This is a genomic window from Vibrio sp. 1249-1 (assembly GCF_033340495.1).
Map to the genome: position 1 here is coordinate 285,554 of NZ_JAWOWJ010000001.1, position 14,828 is coordinate 300,381.

Annotated in this window: 15 protein-coding genes and 1 riboswitch; of the genes, 2 read left to right on the forward strand and 13 right to left on the reverse strand. The window is 44.6% G+C overall.

What is annotated here, in order from left to right; all coding sequences use genetic code 11:
- Positions 1-69: 69 nt before the first annotated feature.
- Positions 70-366: an isoamylase early set domain-containing protein gene (locus R7Z50_RS01345; RefSeq protein ID WP_017635151.1), complete on the reverse strand. Its 297-nt coding sequence runs from the start codon at positions 364-366 to the stop codon at positions 70-72.
- Between the two features lie 278 nt (positions 367-644).
- On the opposite strand from R7Z50_RS01345, the gene R7Z50_RS01350 reads away from it, so the two are divergent.
- Together R7Z50_RS01350 and R7Z50_RS01355 are read left to right on the forward strand one after the other, a co-directional pair.
- Positions 645-1,025 carry a hypothetical protein gene (locus tag R7Z50_RS01350; protein ID WP_005373669.1) on the forward strand — a complete coding sequence of 127 codons (381 nt, stop codon included), beginning with the start codon at positions 645-647 and terminating at the stop codon, positions 1,023-1,025.
- Positions 1,026-1,108: 83 nt separating this feature from the next.
- A complete protein-coding gene (locus R7Z50_RS01355; protein ID WP_005373667.1) occupies positions 1,109-1,708 on the forward strand; it encodes a thiol:disulfide interchange protein DsbA/DsbL in 600 nt (199 codons plus the stop codon).
- Between the two features lie 70 nt (positions 1,709-1,778).
- Here the strand turns inward: R7Z50_RS01355 and R7Z50_RS01360 are convergent, their stop codons facing one another.
- From R7Z50_RS01360 to R7Z50_RS01415, 12 genes are all read right to left on the reverse strand, one after another.
- Positions 1,779-2,024: a hypothetical protein gene (locus R7Z50_RS01360; protein ID WP_005373664.1), complete on the reverse strand. Its 246-nt coding sequence runs from the start codon at positions 2,022-2,024 to the stop codon at positions 1,779-1,781.
- Positions 2,025-2,176: 152 nt separating this feature from the next.
- Positions 2,177-2,620, reverse strand: a complete 444-nt coding sequence (locus tag R7Z50_RS01365) for a DUF3429 domain-containing protein (RefSeq protein ID WP_064376220.1) — start codon at positions 2,618-2,620, stop codon at positions 2,177-2,179.
- 10 nt (positions 2,621-2,630) lie between these two features.
- Positions 2,631-3,176: a glutathione peroxidase gene (locus R7Z50_RS01370; RefSeq protein ID WP_033906358.1), complete on the reverse strand. Its 546-nt coding sequence runs from the start codon at positions 3,174-3,176 to the stop codon at positions 2,631-2,633.
- A gap of 105 nt (positions 3,177-3,281) precedes the next feature.
- Positions 3,282-3,938, reverse strand: a complete 657-nt coding sequence (gene ribB / locus R7Z50_RS01375; protein WP_005373655.1) for a 3,4-dihydroxy-2-butanone-4-phosphate synthase — start codon at positions 3,936-3,938, stop codon at positions 3,282-3,284.
- A 113-nt stretch (positions 3,939-4,051) separates the two neighbouring features.
- Positions 4,052-4,192: riboswitch (FMN riboswitch) on the reverse strand.
- Positions 4,193-4,296: 104 nt separating this feature from the next.
- Positions 4,297-4,914, reverse strand: a complete 618-nt coding sequence (locus R7Z50_RS01380; protein ID WP_005373653.1) for a hypothetical protein — start codon at positions 4,912-4,914, stop codon at positions 4,297-4,299.
- Between the two features lie 117 nt (positions 4,915-5,031).
- On the reverse strand, positions 5,032-6,885 hold the full coding sequence (locus tag R7Z50_RS01385) for an MFS transporter (RefSeq protein ID WP_104980487.1): 1,854 nt from the start codon (positions 6,883-6,885) through the stop codon (positions 5,032-5,034).
- 146 nt (positions 6,886-7,031) lie between these two features.
- A complete protein-coding gene (locus R7Z50_RS01390; RefSeq protein WP_104980491.1) occupies positions 7,032-7,790 on the reverse strand; it encodes a helix-turn-helix domain-containing protein in 759 nt (252 codons plus the stop codon).
- Positions 7,791-8,429 (reverse strand): HD domain-containing protein, encoded by a 639-nt coding sequence (locus R7Z50_RS01395; RefSeq protein ID WP_017819864.1) that lies wholly within the window; start codon positions 8,427-8,429, stop codon positions 7,791-7,793.
- A gap of 248 nt (positions 8,430-8,677) precedes the next feature.
- A complete protein-coding gene (locus tag R7Z50_RS01400) occupies positions 8,678-9,955 on the reverse strand; it encodes a cytosine deaminase (RefSeq protein WP_158173401.1) in 1,278 nt (425 codons plus the stop codon).
- Positions 9,956-9,964: 9 nt separating this feature from the next.
- On the reverse strand, positions 9,965-11,203 hold the full coding sequence (gene codB / locus R7Z50_RS01405) for a cytosine permease (RefSeq protein WP_158173402.1): 1,239 nt from the start codon (positions 11,201-11,203) through the stop codon (positions 9,965-9,967).
- 805 nt (positions 11,204-12,008) lie between these two features.
- The gene (locus R7Z50_RS01410; protein ID WP_158173403.1) at positions 12,009-13,355 is read right to left on the reverse strand and encodes a magnesium transporter; all 1,347 of its coding nucleotides are present in this window, start codon (positions 13,353-13,355) and stop codon (positions 12,009-12,011) included.
- A 112-nt stretch (positions 13,356-13,467) separates the two neighbouring features.
- Positions 13,468-14,790, reverse strand: coding sequence for an ABC1 kinase family protein (locus R7Z50_RS01415; RefSeq protein ID WP_158173404.1), 1,323 nt, complete (start codon positions 14,788-14,790; stop codon positions 13,468-13,470).
- Between the last annotated feature and the right edge of the window lie 38 nt (positions 14,791-14,828).

Consider the following 14,828-nt stretch of genomic DNA (forward strand, 5'->3'; position numbering starts at 1 on the left):
ACATTTCGGGAGATGTAAAAAGGCGCAACGTTTGCGCCTAGGTATGGAATCTTAAAGCGAAATTACCGCTTATTCGGTGGTACACACGACGCTGTTGTCGCTGCCAAAAACATTTGGAACGTAAGCATCAGCTTGTGGGTCATTTTCCCACTTCGCATCATCGAGCAAGTAACGGAACTGAACATTCTGCGCTTTAGGTAAGCGGGTTTTAAATTTAAACTGACGACTTTTCTTCACTAATTTCATCGGTTCTGGCTGCCAGTTGTTGAAGTCTCCAGCAATTTGGACAGAGTCCCACTGATCTTTATCTAGCTCGAACGTGACTTCGACTTCATCTTTTGTCTTAAAGAATCTTTTTTTAAGCATTGATCTTTCCTTGTTCGTACAAAAACTGTTCTAACTATTACTCGTGTTTCATAATGATTTCAAGTTTTATAGAATTGTTGCTGGTATCTGATGAGGGGAGTATCCGAACGGTGAATAGCTCGTTGTGCTGGTTTCGTGTACTGAGGGAGCGTTAGAGAGAAAATTCACTAGCCTAAAATAGTCAAAGAACAGAGTTTGTTAGCGAGCCGAGAGTCCGTATCTTGAAGTCAAACCGTTATCATGTATTATCTTAAATCACCATTTTCCTTGATGTAGCTATGTTGAAGTTTAACCGTACATTGTTGACTGCGATAGTTTGCTTAGTTGCTATGCTTTTGAGTAGTGTCGCTCCTGTGGCGCAGGCTTCCGCTCCGATGAAAACAATTGAAGTACGCGATCTTATTGTTCAACAGGCTGCTCTACACAAACAACTTGGCGTCAATGACGACTGCGTAGAATCACATCACGATGAGTCAGCCATCAATAAGGCACAACAATCTCACACGAGTTGTAGCTCTTCCTGCATGGTCAAAATTCCCGCCAACTTATCTCAAAACGACTTACTGCTTCTTCCTTATAGCCTTGCTTTGATTGATAGGCCTCTAGTCGAAAAAGTAGTGACAGTGATCACCAAGCTTTATCGTCCTCCGATTGTTTAATTCCTCATCTCAAATTACTTGGGGTTTACCCCTTCTTACCAAATGAAATGATTTGGCATTTGAATGCCACAAGGAAATAAACAATGAAAAAACTACTTGCCTTATGTAGTGCACTTTTACTGACTTTTACCGCTCATGCAGCGCAATTTGAAGAAGGGAAGCACTACAAAGTTCTGGATGTTAAGAAAGCATCGAAACCTGTTGTGACGGAATTCTTTTCTTTTTATTGCCCACATTGCTACAAGTTTGAGTCGCTTATTGAGCGTTTAAAACCTGCTCTGCCAAAAGAGGCAAAGTTTGAAAAGGTACATGTGGGGTTCATGGGCGGAGATATGGCGATTCCGATGGCCAAGTCCTACGCGACGATGGTGTCGCTCGGGGTTGAAGATACAATGATTCCTGCCATGTTTGCCCAAATTCATCAAAAGCGACAAGCGCCAAAAGACGAAGCTGAGCTGAAACAACTCTTCGTTGATAATGGCGTAGAAGGTAAGAAGTTTGATGCGGCTTACAACAGTTTCGCCGTAAACTCAATGCAGAAAGGTTTTGATAAGCAATTTTCTGCCAGCACGTTAAGAGGGGTTCCGGGTGTGGTTGTGAACAATAAATACATTGTTTTGGCCAACGAAATTCGTACTTACGACGAGTACAATCAATTAGTTAATTACTTATTGACGCTGTAACTGTAAATAGCATTGATGCTTAAAAATGGCGACGGTAGAGTCGCCATTTTTTATGCTTATCACACTCGTATTATCTAAGAACGCTTGTACATGCTTGAGTCGGAACACTAGTCATAAATATGGCATGCGGATAAAACAAGCTAGCAGCAGTGATTGCAACATTACATGGCTGAGCAATCGTGGTTTTAATCACATTGGTAAGCACGGCACCTGTATTATTTACTGTTTGAGCGGCGGCTTGTTGTGCCTGGTAAGACACGCAACCTGTCGTTGCATTGATCATCGCAGTGCTAAACAAAAGTTTGCGAAAAAACATATTCATATCCTTTGTGAATGCTTTGAATTACTTATATGTGGATTGATTCATAAATGAAACAAAACAGTGTTCAAAATATGTGTGCATTCACGAAATGAACATTGTTTTATAAAAAGACGTTTTTTTGTGATCTTAGTACTGGACAGACCAGGTTATGAAACTAAAGCCAATCCGTGCATTACGATTACGCCGAAGGTCAGTTTGCTCCTCATTCCTTGATATCCCTTGGGCTCGGCGTCTTGTTCGACTTTCCTCACGAGCTTTTCTGCATACCAAACAGCAAGATACCCAATTGCTAAGAGTAGGGTAGCGACCGCGTAATGTTTGTGGCCCTGCAGTAATGCGCCCCAAGCCAGTAAGACAAAAAGGTTGCTGAGAATTAATACATTTCGGCTAAGGCGGTGGTAGTAATGCTCAATGCCATTACCCCAAAGGATGCCAGATAAAAAACTTAATATAACGGCGCTATATGCGATGAAAAATTTCTGACCACTTAAATTGAAGAGTGAGATGTCAGTGAAAATCAGCCCTAAACTAAACACAAATGGAACCAGGCCTAAGTAACCGAGTTGTAGCATGGTTGAGCGTGTTGTCATGGTCGTCACCTTACAATTGTTGCTCTATCATATTGGTAAGCGTAGTACTTGTCGGTGATGTGGAGCTTGGAAAAGTAGCAATAACTTTACCTTCAGAGCTAATCAGAAACTTGTAGAAGTTCCATTTTGGTTTTATGCCTGCTTGGTTAGTAATTTGGTTGAAGACTGGGTTCGCATCTACACCTAATACTGAAGAGCGAGCCATCATTGGAAAGGTTACCCCGTAATCGAGATAACAGACTTTCGCAGTGTTTGTTTCGCTTCCTCTATCTTGTCGAAAGTCATTGCTCGGGAAACCGATAACGGTGAAGTTTTGGTCTTTGTAAGTTTGATAGAGGGTTTCTAACTGTTCGAACTGAGGAGTGAAGCCGCACTGGCTTGCTGTATTGACGACTAGTAGTGTCTTTCCCTTAAAGCTTTCGCATAGATCGACTTCTTCCGTTGAGTTTAACAACCTTTGCTTACCTTGAAGAATATCAGGGCACTCAGATGCAAGAGCAAGCGAATTCATGGAGAGAAAGCTAACGAGAGCGGCGAGTTTCAGTAATCCTTTCATGGTGTTGTTCCCCTTGTTTTCAATAAGTATAACTACTCAAGTGCAAAGAGGATCGATCAAAAAAGCCGCACAAATGCGAGGCTTTTTTCAAGAGCTGAGATCTGACTATGCCAGTTTCAACTCGAACTGGTTCAGGTACATTACCATGTCTTCAATCGTCAGTACCGGCATGTTGTGCAGGCGACCGAATGCTACGATCTCCGGTGCCTTTGCCATCGTGCCATCTGGATTGGTCACTTCACACAGTACGCCAGCGGGTTGAAGCCCTGCCATTTGCATCAGATCAATCGTACCTTCTGTGTGACCACGGCGAGTCATTACACCACCTGGACGTGCGCGCAGAGGGAATACGTGACCCGGGCGAGCAAGATCTTCCGGTTTTGCGTGCGGGTTTGCCGCCGTTTTAATGGTCGTTACGCGGTCTGCTGCTGAAACACCCGTTGTTACACCAACTTTCGCTTCAATAGAAACCGTAAATGCGGTTTGGTTTGCGCTGTTGTTGTTTACCACCATTGGAGGCAGTTCCAGTTTGTCTGCTTGAGCATCTGTTAAGCACAAACAAACGATGCCGCTACATTCGCGGATCATCAATGCCATTTGCTCGTTAGTGAGGTGCTCGACTGAATAAATGATATCGCCTTCGTTTTCGCGATCTTCATCATCAAGAAGCAGTACGCCACGGCCTTCTTTTAAAGCGATAAGTGCGTTTTCAACGCGAGTAATTGGGTCGCCGAATTCGGCAAGTAGTGATGACTGATTCATGGTTAACTCCTAAATTTCACCAGAATCAGGGCGGTATGAGAGATCGCCGTAAAATACGATCAAAAAGAAGTGCACCAGCATTCTTAGCGATCTGACTCGCTATGCTGGTGTATTCTTATTCTCTTTCATCCGGACTATAACCGTCGGCTCTGGCATCTCACCAGATCTGCTGACCTCGACGAATCGAGCGCTCGCGGGCTCACTTGAAAAAGTATACCGCCGGTGGGGAATTTCGCCCCGCCCTGAGAACAATTAAAAATGTACCACTTCATCCAAGTTGTGAAGAAGTGGAGCTAGGATAGTACTGCGAACTGAATAGCTTGGAAAGTCGATTCCATCTGTATGATGGAAAAGTGTGCTATCGACGGAAATAATCTGTGCGAATAAAGTGATCAATCTGCTGCGGCACGAAGGTGTTGTAAATCAGGCTCGTATGCGTTTGCTTCACTTCGATATGATCTTGCATACCGTCCAGTCTTGTCTCTTCTACGGTAACGGTACCGTCCGACATGGTGTTGTCATTACGGATCAACAATGGGCGAGCGCCAATCGGCATCGTTCCTGCGATACTGCCGAGTTTTTGAGGGAAATCCCAGGCGTCATCATGTTTGTTTAATCCGTGGTGTGGCGAATTGCCTAAAATTGCACCCAATCCGAGATCTTGAATTCGACCTACAATGGACGCGCCTTTAAGAGGCGAACCGATAGCGACAACATGAGAGATTAAGTTAGTGCTCGGTTTTCTGTTGGCGAGATAGCGCTTAATCATCAAGCCCCCCAAGCTGTGTCCCACGAGCACGTTTGTGGTCAGTGGATTAAGCGAATGATCAATAGAATCAAACAGTGAAGACTCATCGATAGCAACAGTGTTATAGCTGAGTACTTGCGTTTCGTATCCGAGTTTTCTCAGCTTTTGGCTAAGAGGCTGCATGACCAGCCCATGCATATAAAGACCATGTAAGATGATGATTTTCATAATACCTCCTAGATTTATGACGTCGTAGATATCCTACTCTAATTGACAAGAAACTACTTGTGCTTTGTGGTGCATATTTACGTTTTGCTGCAAAGTTTGACTGCTGTAGCAAGCGACTCAGCCCAGTAAATCCTGTACTTGTTGTTGCAATTGATGACGATTTAAAGACGCAGGACTTAACACTTCACCGATAACAACATCCACTTTTGACCAAAAACGAGTCGGTCGTTTTGTGAGAGCATGTCCGCCTTTGTGGCTGAAAAAAGAACCCCAAAGCCCTTTTAACGCCATAGGGATGACAGGAACAGGGTTACGTTCAAGGATTTTCTCTACACCAGGGCGAAACTCACCCAATTGACCGTTAGACGTTAAACGACCCTCAGGGAAGATACAGACAACCTCACCGTCGTTAAGTGCTTGTTCAATCTGTTCAAATGCTCGTCGGTAAGTGTCGGCACACTTACGTGGAGAACAGATCGGGATAACACCGGCATGACGGAATACATATTTAAGAACAGGTAGCTCGCTGATGGATTTGTCCATCACAAAACGAACCGGGCGAGTAGAGGTTCCCATCAAAATCAATGCATCGACATAGCTAACATGGTTAGCCACGATTAACGCAGCACCTTGTTCAGGAATATGTTGGCGCCCCTTTACGGACACACGATACATACAATGGCTGAGTAAATAACTGATAAAGCGTTGTGTGAATTCCGGTACTTGACGATAGACATAGATTGCCACGAAGAAGTTACCTATTGCCATCATGACAAACAGTTCCACAATAGAAAGCTCTAGTACGCTGAGTACAACGATCGAAACCAAAGCAGACACCACCATAAACAACGCATTCATGATGTTGTTAGCAGCAATGGCACGTGCACACTCCCCTTTGTTTGAACGCGATTGGATGAACGCATAAAGAGGAACAATAAAGACACCTCCGCTTACACCAACAAGGAACAGGTCAATCATGACGCGCAGATGTTTTGATTCAGCAACGAAGCTTTGCACATCATAAAAGTGCACCGGAAGTGATGGATAACTTGGGACTGCCCATAGCAAGTCGACGCCAAAGACTGTCAGACCAAGGATACCGAATGGCAAAATACCAAGCTCAACGCGGTTGAAAGAAAGTTTTTCACACAACCAAGAGCCTGTCGCGATACCAATCGAAAACAATGCCAACAGTAAAGAAACGACAGTGCTATCTGCGAACAAATGTTCGCGTGCGAAGTTAGGGAATTGAGTTAGGTAAGTCGCACCCATGAACCAGAACCAACTGATGGCAAGAATAGACATCCAGATGCCTCTCTGTTTTTTTGCCACTTTTAACGTGTTCTTTAAACCAGAAATCGGTTCAAATTTCGCTTTGTCATTCGATTGGCTAGGCATCGTTGGAATATTCACGCTGCTCATGAACCCAAGCAAAGACAAGGCAATCACGGTACAAGAAGCAATCAAGGTACCATTAGGAATGGCTAGCAGCAGGCCTGCGCTAAGCGTACCTATAAGAATCGAAAGAAACGTGCCCATTTCAACCCAAGCATTTCCTTTAACAAGCTCATTTGGTTTGAGCGCTTGTGGTAACAAGGCGTATTTCACGGGACCAAAATAGGCCGATTGAGTGCCTGTCATAAACAGCAATACCAGCATCAGCATGGCACTTTGGGTGGCAATAGCGGTTGCTGCGCAAGACATGATAGCTAGTTCGATGAGCTTTAGACGTCGGATTAATTTGGCTTTGTCCATGCTGTCAGCGACGGCACCAGCATGCGCTGAGAATAGAAAGAAAGGTAGGATGAATAAGCCTGCCGCCAAATTAACGAATAGATTGACGGATATTGGTAGGTTATCAATTTGGCTGTATGTCACCATCAATAACAGAACGTTTTTGTAGATGTTGTCATTGAGTGCGCCAAGGCATTGCGTCACAAAGTAAGGAAAAAAGCGTTTTGAGAAAAACATACGGGCCCCGATTAAACAAAGTCGAATGAGATGGGAGCACTTTATGCTCAATGAACGATTAAACCAGCTTTCTCTTTCAAGTGACGTTGTACGCCACCAAAAGTAACGAAATTCGTTACTTTTATTTCCATTTATTTATTGAGTTACTAATTGCGAGACTTATTGGGGAGTTTTCTTTCCCATGGTTCAAACAAAGGGAACGTCCAGCGACGCATCGCAATAATCAGAGAGGTGCCGTGTTTTTCGTCCATATCGAGAGAGCTATCACTTTGGCAAGCCTGATAAAACTCATCGATGACCTTTTGCAGTTTCTGTTGTAGCTTCTTGTTGGTTGGTACACTCATCAATCCTGTTGCCATGGAGAACTTTTCATCTTCACCAGAAAAGTAGCTTTGGAAAAAGGCGTCTTGAACTTGCTGTTGGAAGAACCGTTGAATAGGGCCGCCCATCTGCCACTTAAATGTCGGAGATATACGCAAACGAATTTTGTTATTTGGCTGCAAGTCGATGATGTTCAGCCGATCCAAATGAGCAAGCTTTTGCACCAGTTCCAACTCATTGAAGGTATATTGCTGAACGATTTGTTCAAACTGATAGCCATTTACAACACAGATCGCCACGAGCAGCAGGGCTTTATCGTCAACCAGCTGCTTTTCTTGCTCTAACGTTAGCGACTCTAGACCTTTATTGTGCGCAGCCGCGAGCTTAAATAGTTCCGCCATTTCTAAACCAATCAATTGGCAAATTCGTTCTAAGCGCTCAAGGCTAATGTGCTGACCTTCAGCGAGTAAACGTTTGACGCTTCCTTCACTTAAATTAAGGTGTTGTGCAACATCCGCATAATGCAGCCCAGCTAACTTTAGTTGGCGTTTAAGCTCTTTAATTAACGTATAGCTTTCTGACATTTACGCTGTTACCTCGTCGTGTAACTGCTCTAGGTACGTTTGCATAAAGGTTTTGCGTTTTTGCGCTTCGCGTCTCGCTGACTCCGTGTTCATGGTTTCAGCGATTTTGAATAACTTGGTTTGAAAGTGATCCAGAGTGAATTGTTTATCGTTAAGTTCACGCTCTTCGGCAAATATATCGCTGTCGTTGTATAGTTGCGCGTTAAATTGAGTGCTGACTTGAATGCATCGCGTCACGCCAATTGCGCCTAAAGCGTCCAGACGGTCGGCATCTTGGACGATTTTGGCTTCCAACGTATTTGGCCTGATGTTTGCGCTAAAGCTGTGTGCCTCTATCGCATGAGCAATGGCATCATGATATTGCTGCGGATAATCGATACTCTCTAAAAATGCGACCGCTTTTTTGGCTGCGATGATTGAGCTCTCTTTGCGATTTGGGTGATCTTTCGGGTAAGTAAAGCAATCATGCAAATAGGCAGCCGGTAATACAATCGCGATGTCTGCATTTTCTTCTTTGCAGAGCTGTTTCGCTGTTTTGACCACGCGTTTTACGTGTTTAAGATCATGAGCTGCATCTACTTGCATCTCTTGCTGCATAAATTCCAAAAATTGTGGTTCTATCTGGCTTAATGACGTCATGGTTCATATCTACAACTAAAATGAAGTCAGAAGTATGCCCAACGCTTAGAATAATTTCCAAGTGCGATGGTGTAATTGAGATTCAGCCACCAGAACCTTGTGCAACGTTTGGTACTGAGCCGTTTTATATGGCCTTTCAATGTGTTCAGTGGTTTATGAGACAAGAATAGACAGAGCGAGCAGTGATGTTTACCAGTAGAAAAAAGGCCTGACGATGTCGTCAGGCCTTTTTCGTCACGCCGATCTTTTTAGCGTTTGAACGTTACTTGCTCTGCTTGTTCAAGATGAATATGAGTCGTCGCAGGCTTTGTTTCTGCAATCACTTTACCGTGACGAACAGAGTAGCGAACCGGCACTTGGCGACGTACTGCGTCAAAACCATTTTCTGCGGGAAGAATCAGTAAACTACCTGGTTTGCCTTCTTCAATACCGTGCTTGTCTTGAATGTTCAGTGTACGTGCTGAATTGGTGCTGATCAGATCCAGTGAGTTGTTGATTTGGTCGTAACCCATCACCTGACACACGTGCAGACCCATATGCAGCACTTGCAGCATGTTTGCAGTGCCTAGTGGGTACCAAGGGTCAAATACATCATCGTGTCCAAAGCAGACGTTGATGTTGGCATTCAGCATCTCTTTCACTCGTGTTACGCCGCGACGTTTTGGGTAATCATCAAAACGGCCTTGTAGGTGAATGTTCACCAATGGATTTGCCACGAAGTTGATACCGGACATGCGTAATAAACGGAACAGGCGAGATGCGTATGCACCGTTGTAGGAACCCATCGCTGTGGTGTGACTGGCCGTGACTTTATTCCCCATATCAAACTTGTGCGCTAATGCTGCCAGTGTTTCAACGAAGCGAGATTGTTCGTCATCGATTTCATCACAATGCACGTCGATCAGGCGGTCGTATTTTTGCGCTAACTCGAATACGTAGTGCAGCGATTCAATGCCATATTCGCGTGTGAATTCAAAGTGTGGAATCGCGCCAATCACGTCCGCACCTAATTTGACGGCTTCTTCTAGCAGCTCTTTGCCATTTGGGTAAGAGAGAATTCCTTCCTGCGGGAAGGCGACGATTTGGATATCTACCCATTCTTTCATCTCTTCACGCACTTCTACCATCGCTTTTAGGGCAATTAGGGTAGGGTCTGAAACATCGACGTGGGTACGAACGTGTTGTACGCCGTTTGCTATCTGCCATTTTAAGGTTTGTTTTGCGCGCGCTTTCACGTCTTCAATCGACAGCATTTCTTTGCGCTCAGCCCAACGTTCAATACCCTCAAACAATGTGCCAGAGATGTTCCAGCTTGGCTCGCCTGCGGTTTGAGTTGTATCTAAGTGAATGTGTGGCTCGCAGAAAGGCGCAACCGCCATACCGCCTTCAGCATCGATGATGTCACCGTTATGACTAAGCTCCACATCGTTGCTTTCAATGTGCTTGAATTGACCATCTTCAATCAAAATTTGCTGCAGACCTTCTTGTCCTTTTAGCGTTACGTTTTTGATCAGTAGTGTTGTCATGATGGTTCCTTACGCTGGCTGTGTAGCCAGTGCTTTTTTGTTAAGAATAGGATTAAGAATCAGGAAGCTAATTGCGCCGCCAAGTACAGCGTTAATCGGCACTACGCCAGGCAGGAAGTGTCCCGCACCAACGCCAATCACGACAGCGATAATGCCAGCCCAGTTAACGTTTTGGAATTGGGCGGCTTCAAAGTTTGCGTAGCGTTTACGGTTCGTGAAGAAGTCAGCGATGATCACACCGCCAATCGGTGGAATTGCCAAAGATAAGAAGGTCAGCCAGCCAACAAAGTTATTGTAGAGCCAGAGAGCGCAAAGTGTGCCAACAAGACCGTTCGCCATTGAGATGTATTTACTTGGTAAGCCTGTGATGTTGGAAAATCCAAGACCCGATGCGTAGAGCGCGTTGTCGTTGGTCGTCCAGATGTTCAAGCCAAGAACGATGATAGCTGGAATAAGAAGACCTTGCGCGATCATCACTTCAGAAATGTCTGATTGACCCGTCACCGACGCACCTGCCGCGCCAAAGATAAACATTAACGAGTTACCGATGAAAAATGCCACCATGGTGATCATCACGGCGCTGCGCGGCTTTTTACCAAAGCGTACGAAATCCGCCGTTAATGTACCAGCACTGACAAAAGAGCCGACAACCATCGCGAGAGCTATTGAAAAATCGAGTGGCTCGGTTGGTTGAACTTGTTGTAGTTCGCCAATACCACCAACGCTATTTATTGCCTCGATGACAGAGTAGCCGCCAAGTAGCGCAATGGCAGGAACGGCAATTGCTGACAACACCATCAGTGCGGAGATGCCAAAGTAAACGGTCGCGGTCATGAGCAAACCGGATACAAGGATCAACGTGTTGGTATCGATGCCCGTTGCTTTATGCACCGGAATCGCAAACATCGCGACACCAACTCCAAACCACCCAACTTGAGTACCGCCAAGAAGAGCGGAAGGAAGCCAAGAGCCTTTAGAACCAAAAGAGAAACGAGCAAGAAGGTGAGTAGAGAGACCAGTAGAAGCGCCGATGTAACCGAGGAAAGAAGTGTAAATACCGAGGATTAGGTTACCGATGAGAACAGCGAGGAAAAAATCATTGAAGGAGAGCCCAGTACCGAGAGAACCCCCAGTCCACATACTTGCGGAGAAAAAAGTGAGTCCTAACATCACCATTGTAAGTGATGCCACGCCTTTTCTGGCCGTGTTGGGAACTGGTCCAAGACTGTAATTATTGTCTCCAGCCATTATTACCTCCGCACATTGAAATATTTAATTATAGCACCTGGTTTTCAGGCAAACGGCGCGTATTATCGTGATGTAAATTTAATAGTCAATGATAAAATTGAAATTTAAACGTTTGCTTGGTTTTTGGTTTGTATTTTTTCCTTTAATAACAATGGTTTAATTTTTAAATTCTAAAATTGAAAAATTTATTTTTACGTATTTTCTATGATTTATAGACAGGTTTTCTATGTGAAATTAGTGTTTTGAATTGCCATTTGTTTTTATGGATTAAATTTATCTATAACTCTGGATTGTTCAGTCGATTTCTATGAAAAGAAAACGATTTCATGATGAGATTTTTGGTTTGGACGTTATTTGTTCTTTTCTTGGGTGTGTTTTCTTGGTTTTATTTTATGTAGGTGATTTATTTTTGTTGAAGCTGGTATTTCTAATGGTTTAGTGGGCGAATATTTGAATTTTATAAACAGTAAACAATCTGTTGTGGGTAAGAAAAGTACAACCGAGCTCGGTCAGAGGATAAGAGGGCAATAGCCACATAAAAAAATAGCCAACCGCAAAGAGTGCGATTGGCTTATATACATGTGAACAAAATCAAGTTCACTAACAACGTCAGTTGGCTAGGTGACCCTCGGCTTAAGAAGGGTCGATTTATATAATGCAGTTACTGTGCCAACTTTAATATGCCCTAAAATACGTAGTTTCTGTGACATGCGTTGCTTAAAGTTTGAGTATGTTTGCAATTTGCAACTGCGTTATGCAATTTGACTCTATTATGCTAATGATTGATTAATAAACAATGAACCTTTTAAAGCATGACTAAACTCGCCGTTCCTAAAAAGGCGAAAAAACCAACTACATCTGTCACTGTTGTTAGAATCACCGAGCCAGCCAAAGCGGGGTCCAATTTAAACTTATCCAGAATAATGGGAATCAGCACACCAAATAAAGCTGCGGTAATAATATTGACGATAATGGCCAGCGCGATGGTTCCCCCAAGAACCGGAGATTGAAACCACAATCCGGCGAGCCCGCCGATGATTAACGCCCAAGCAATGCCGTTCAGAGAGCCAATACCCAACTCATTTTTCAAAAGCTTGAAGCGGTTACCTGGGGTGATCTGATTAAGCGCCATCGCACGAATCATTAGAGTGAGCGTTTGGCTGCCAGCAATGCCCCCCATGGATGCAACAATTGGCATGAGCACCGCCAAAGCCACCACCTGCGCAATTACATCTTCAAATAGTCCGATAGTGACAGACGCCAAAATCGCAGTAAGCAAATTGATGCCTAACCAAACACCGCGCTTTTGCGAGCTTTTTAATACTGGCGCAAACAAGTCATCGCCTTCATCCATACCTGTACCGGCCATCAAACGTGCTTCGTAGATTTCACGCTGTGTACTCAATGCAAACTGCCAATCGACTTCACCGATCAGTGTTTGGTCTGCATCAGTTACAGGGAGAGCGGGCAGTGCGCTGTGTTCTAATGCCTCTACCGCTTCAGGAAGCATCATTTTACTGTCTAGAACCGTCACAGCCTCAATAACGAGTGTTTTTAAGCGAGTATCGGGGTCACCACGTAAGATATCGAAGTAGTTGACCGTTCCACGATACTGTTTATTACGATTAATCAGATACACCTGTTGAGGCGTGTCGTAGCTATAGCGCTCCATTAACTGCTTAGCTGTCCCAATCGTAATGTTGAAGGGCAGGGTGATGATCTTACGTTCAGCCCAGTGGCCGAGTTCTTCATCAGCATACTCGTTTGCTTGATCGTAAAGTTCCAACTCATCTTTTTCTATCAACGAGAGCGCTTCGTTGATGATCGACTCTGGCAACGAATCGGCCCATTCGATGAGCGACAAGTTGTCGAGTTTAGCGAGAGTGAGCTTTAGCTCGACTTCAGATAACGCATTGATGATAGAGAAACGTACGTCCGCACGCATTTCCGTTAACACGTCGATATGTAGCTCTAGTGGTAAAGCTCGCCATAAGCGAACACGATCGTCGATTGGAAATGCTTCTAGAATCAGGGCAACCGCGCCGGGCTCGAGGCCCGCTTCAATAGATTCATTGAGCGTTGCGACTTGATCCGCTTCTTCGGCTTGGCCAATTTGCTGGATTAGAGTGGAGAGATCTTGAAACTTGCTCACCGAGCACCCCGATAGTTAATTCGTTTTATGGAAGTATGGCATGTTATTGAGATGCACAACTATGCATCTTAACCTTGCTCAAGGTACTTGAAAGTAACAGAAAAACAATAGGCTATTTGCTGTTGATGGTGAGATATGGCTGTACCAATTGGCGAATGTTCACTTTTGCGCCAATACGGGCTGCCAGCAAGTACATTCCGCCTATTTTTCTGTGCAAAAATAGGGCATCTGCTGGTGGAGTATGCCAGTATTCTTGTTCCATGCTTAAAATAGTGCCAGCTTCGCGAAGCTTTTGTGCTAAGCCACTGGCTTTAAAGTCATAAGGCTCATCAACTAACATCGGTTCACATGCCATTTTCACTAGATCGAGAATCGCTTGGCGCTGGTCTGGAAGGATGGTTTGGCTGAAGAAGCCTATTTGTTCAAGCGCATCATTTAAGCCTTGTTCGTCATTATTCACGACAGACGCAAAAGCTTGGCGATAGCCGGTACTGAACCGTTCGCTGTATTCGCGGGTCGCCCCGAAATCTAGCAAGCCGATTTGACGAGTGTTTTCGATATATAAGTAGTTGGCGAAGTTTGGGTCGGTTTGTACCATCTTAAATTCGAACAGCTCTCGAAACAGTAATTCGAGTAGGCTGTGCATGACAAAATCCCGTGTACTCTGATCATAATGTTCGATTTGCTCAATCGGGCTACCATCAATGAATTCCATCGCGAGAACGGAGTCTGAGCAACTTTCAGTATGAATCTTCGGTACGACAAAATGAGGGTGCTCCTTCAAAGCGTCATGATAACGAATGGCAAATTGTGCCTCTCGTGCGTAATCGGCCTCGTCATGTAGCTGCTTTTTCGCTTCTTCGAGCAATCCTTTGTAGTCGACAGACTCGGGAATCAACCCAACGACCTTGAGCAGTGTACCGACATTATCGACGTCGCTATCGATACTTTTCCGTATGCCCGGATATTGCACTTTGACGGCTAGGTTATCGCCCGCATCGCTGTAAGCTTGGTGCACTTGTCCTATTGATGCACTGGCGATTGGTTTGAAGTTAAATGACAGAAACTCAGCTTTCCAATTCGTTCCCAGCGAACTTTCCATTACTGCGTTGAGTTGTTTTGCAGGCATTGGGTCTGCGTTGGAACGAAGACGGGAAAGAATATCGGCAAGTTCAGGTTCTAAAACATCACCAGCATCCATTGATAGCATTTGACCAAGCTTCATTGCAGCGCCACGCAGGTGAGCAAGTTGGTCAGTTAAGCGCGCGATGTTCTGTGGCGTCAGCAAGAGGTCTTTCGCTTTTGGTTTGTTGCCTTTGGCTATCTGCTTCGTGCCTTCTGCAATCACATTGCCTGCGACACGGGTAGCAAGTGAAGCGAACTTGCTGAATCTTGAGATGCGATGGGTAGGTAGGCTTCTTTCCTTTGCCGACATGAATCTTTTCCGCTATTTACTAACTAATTGTTATACGG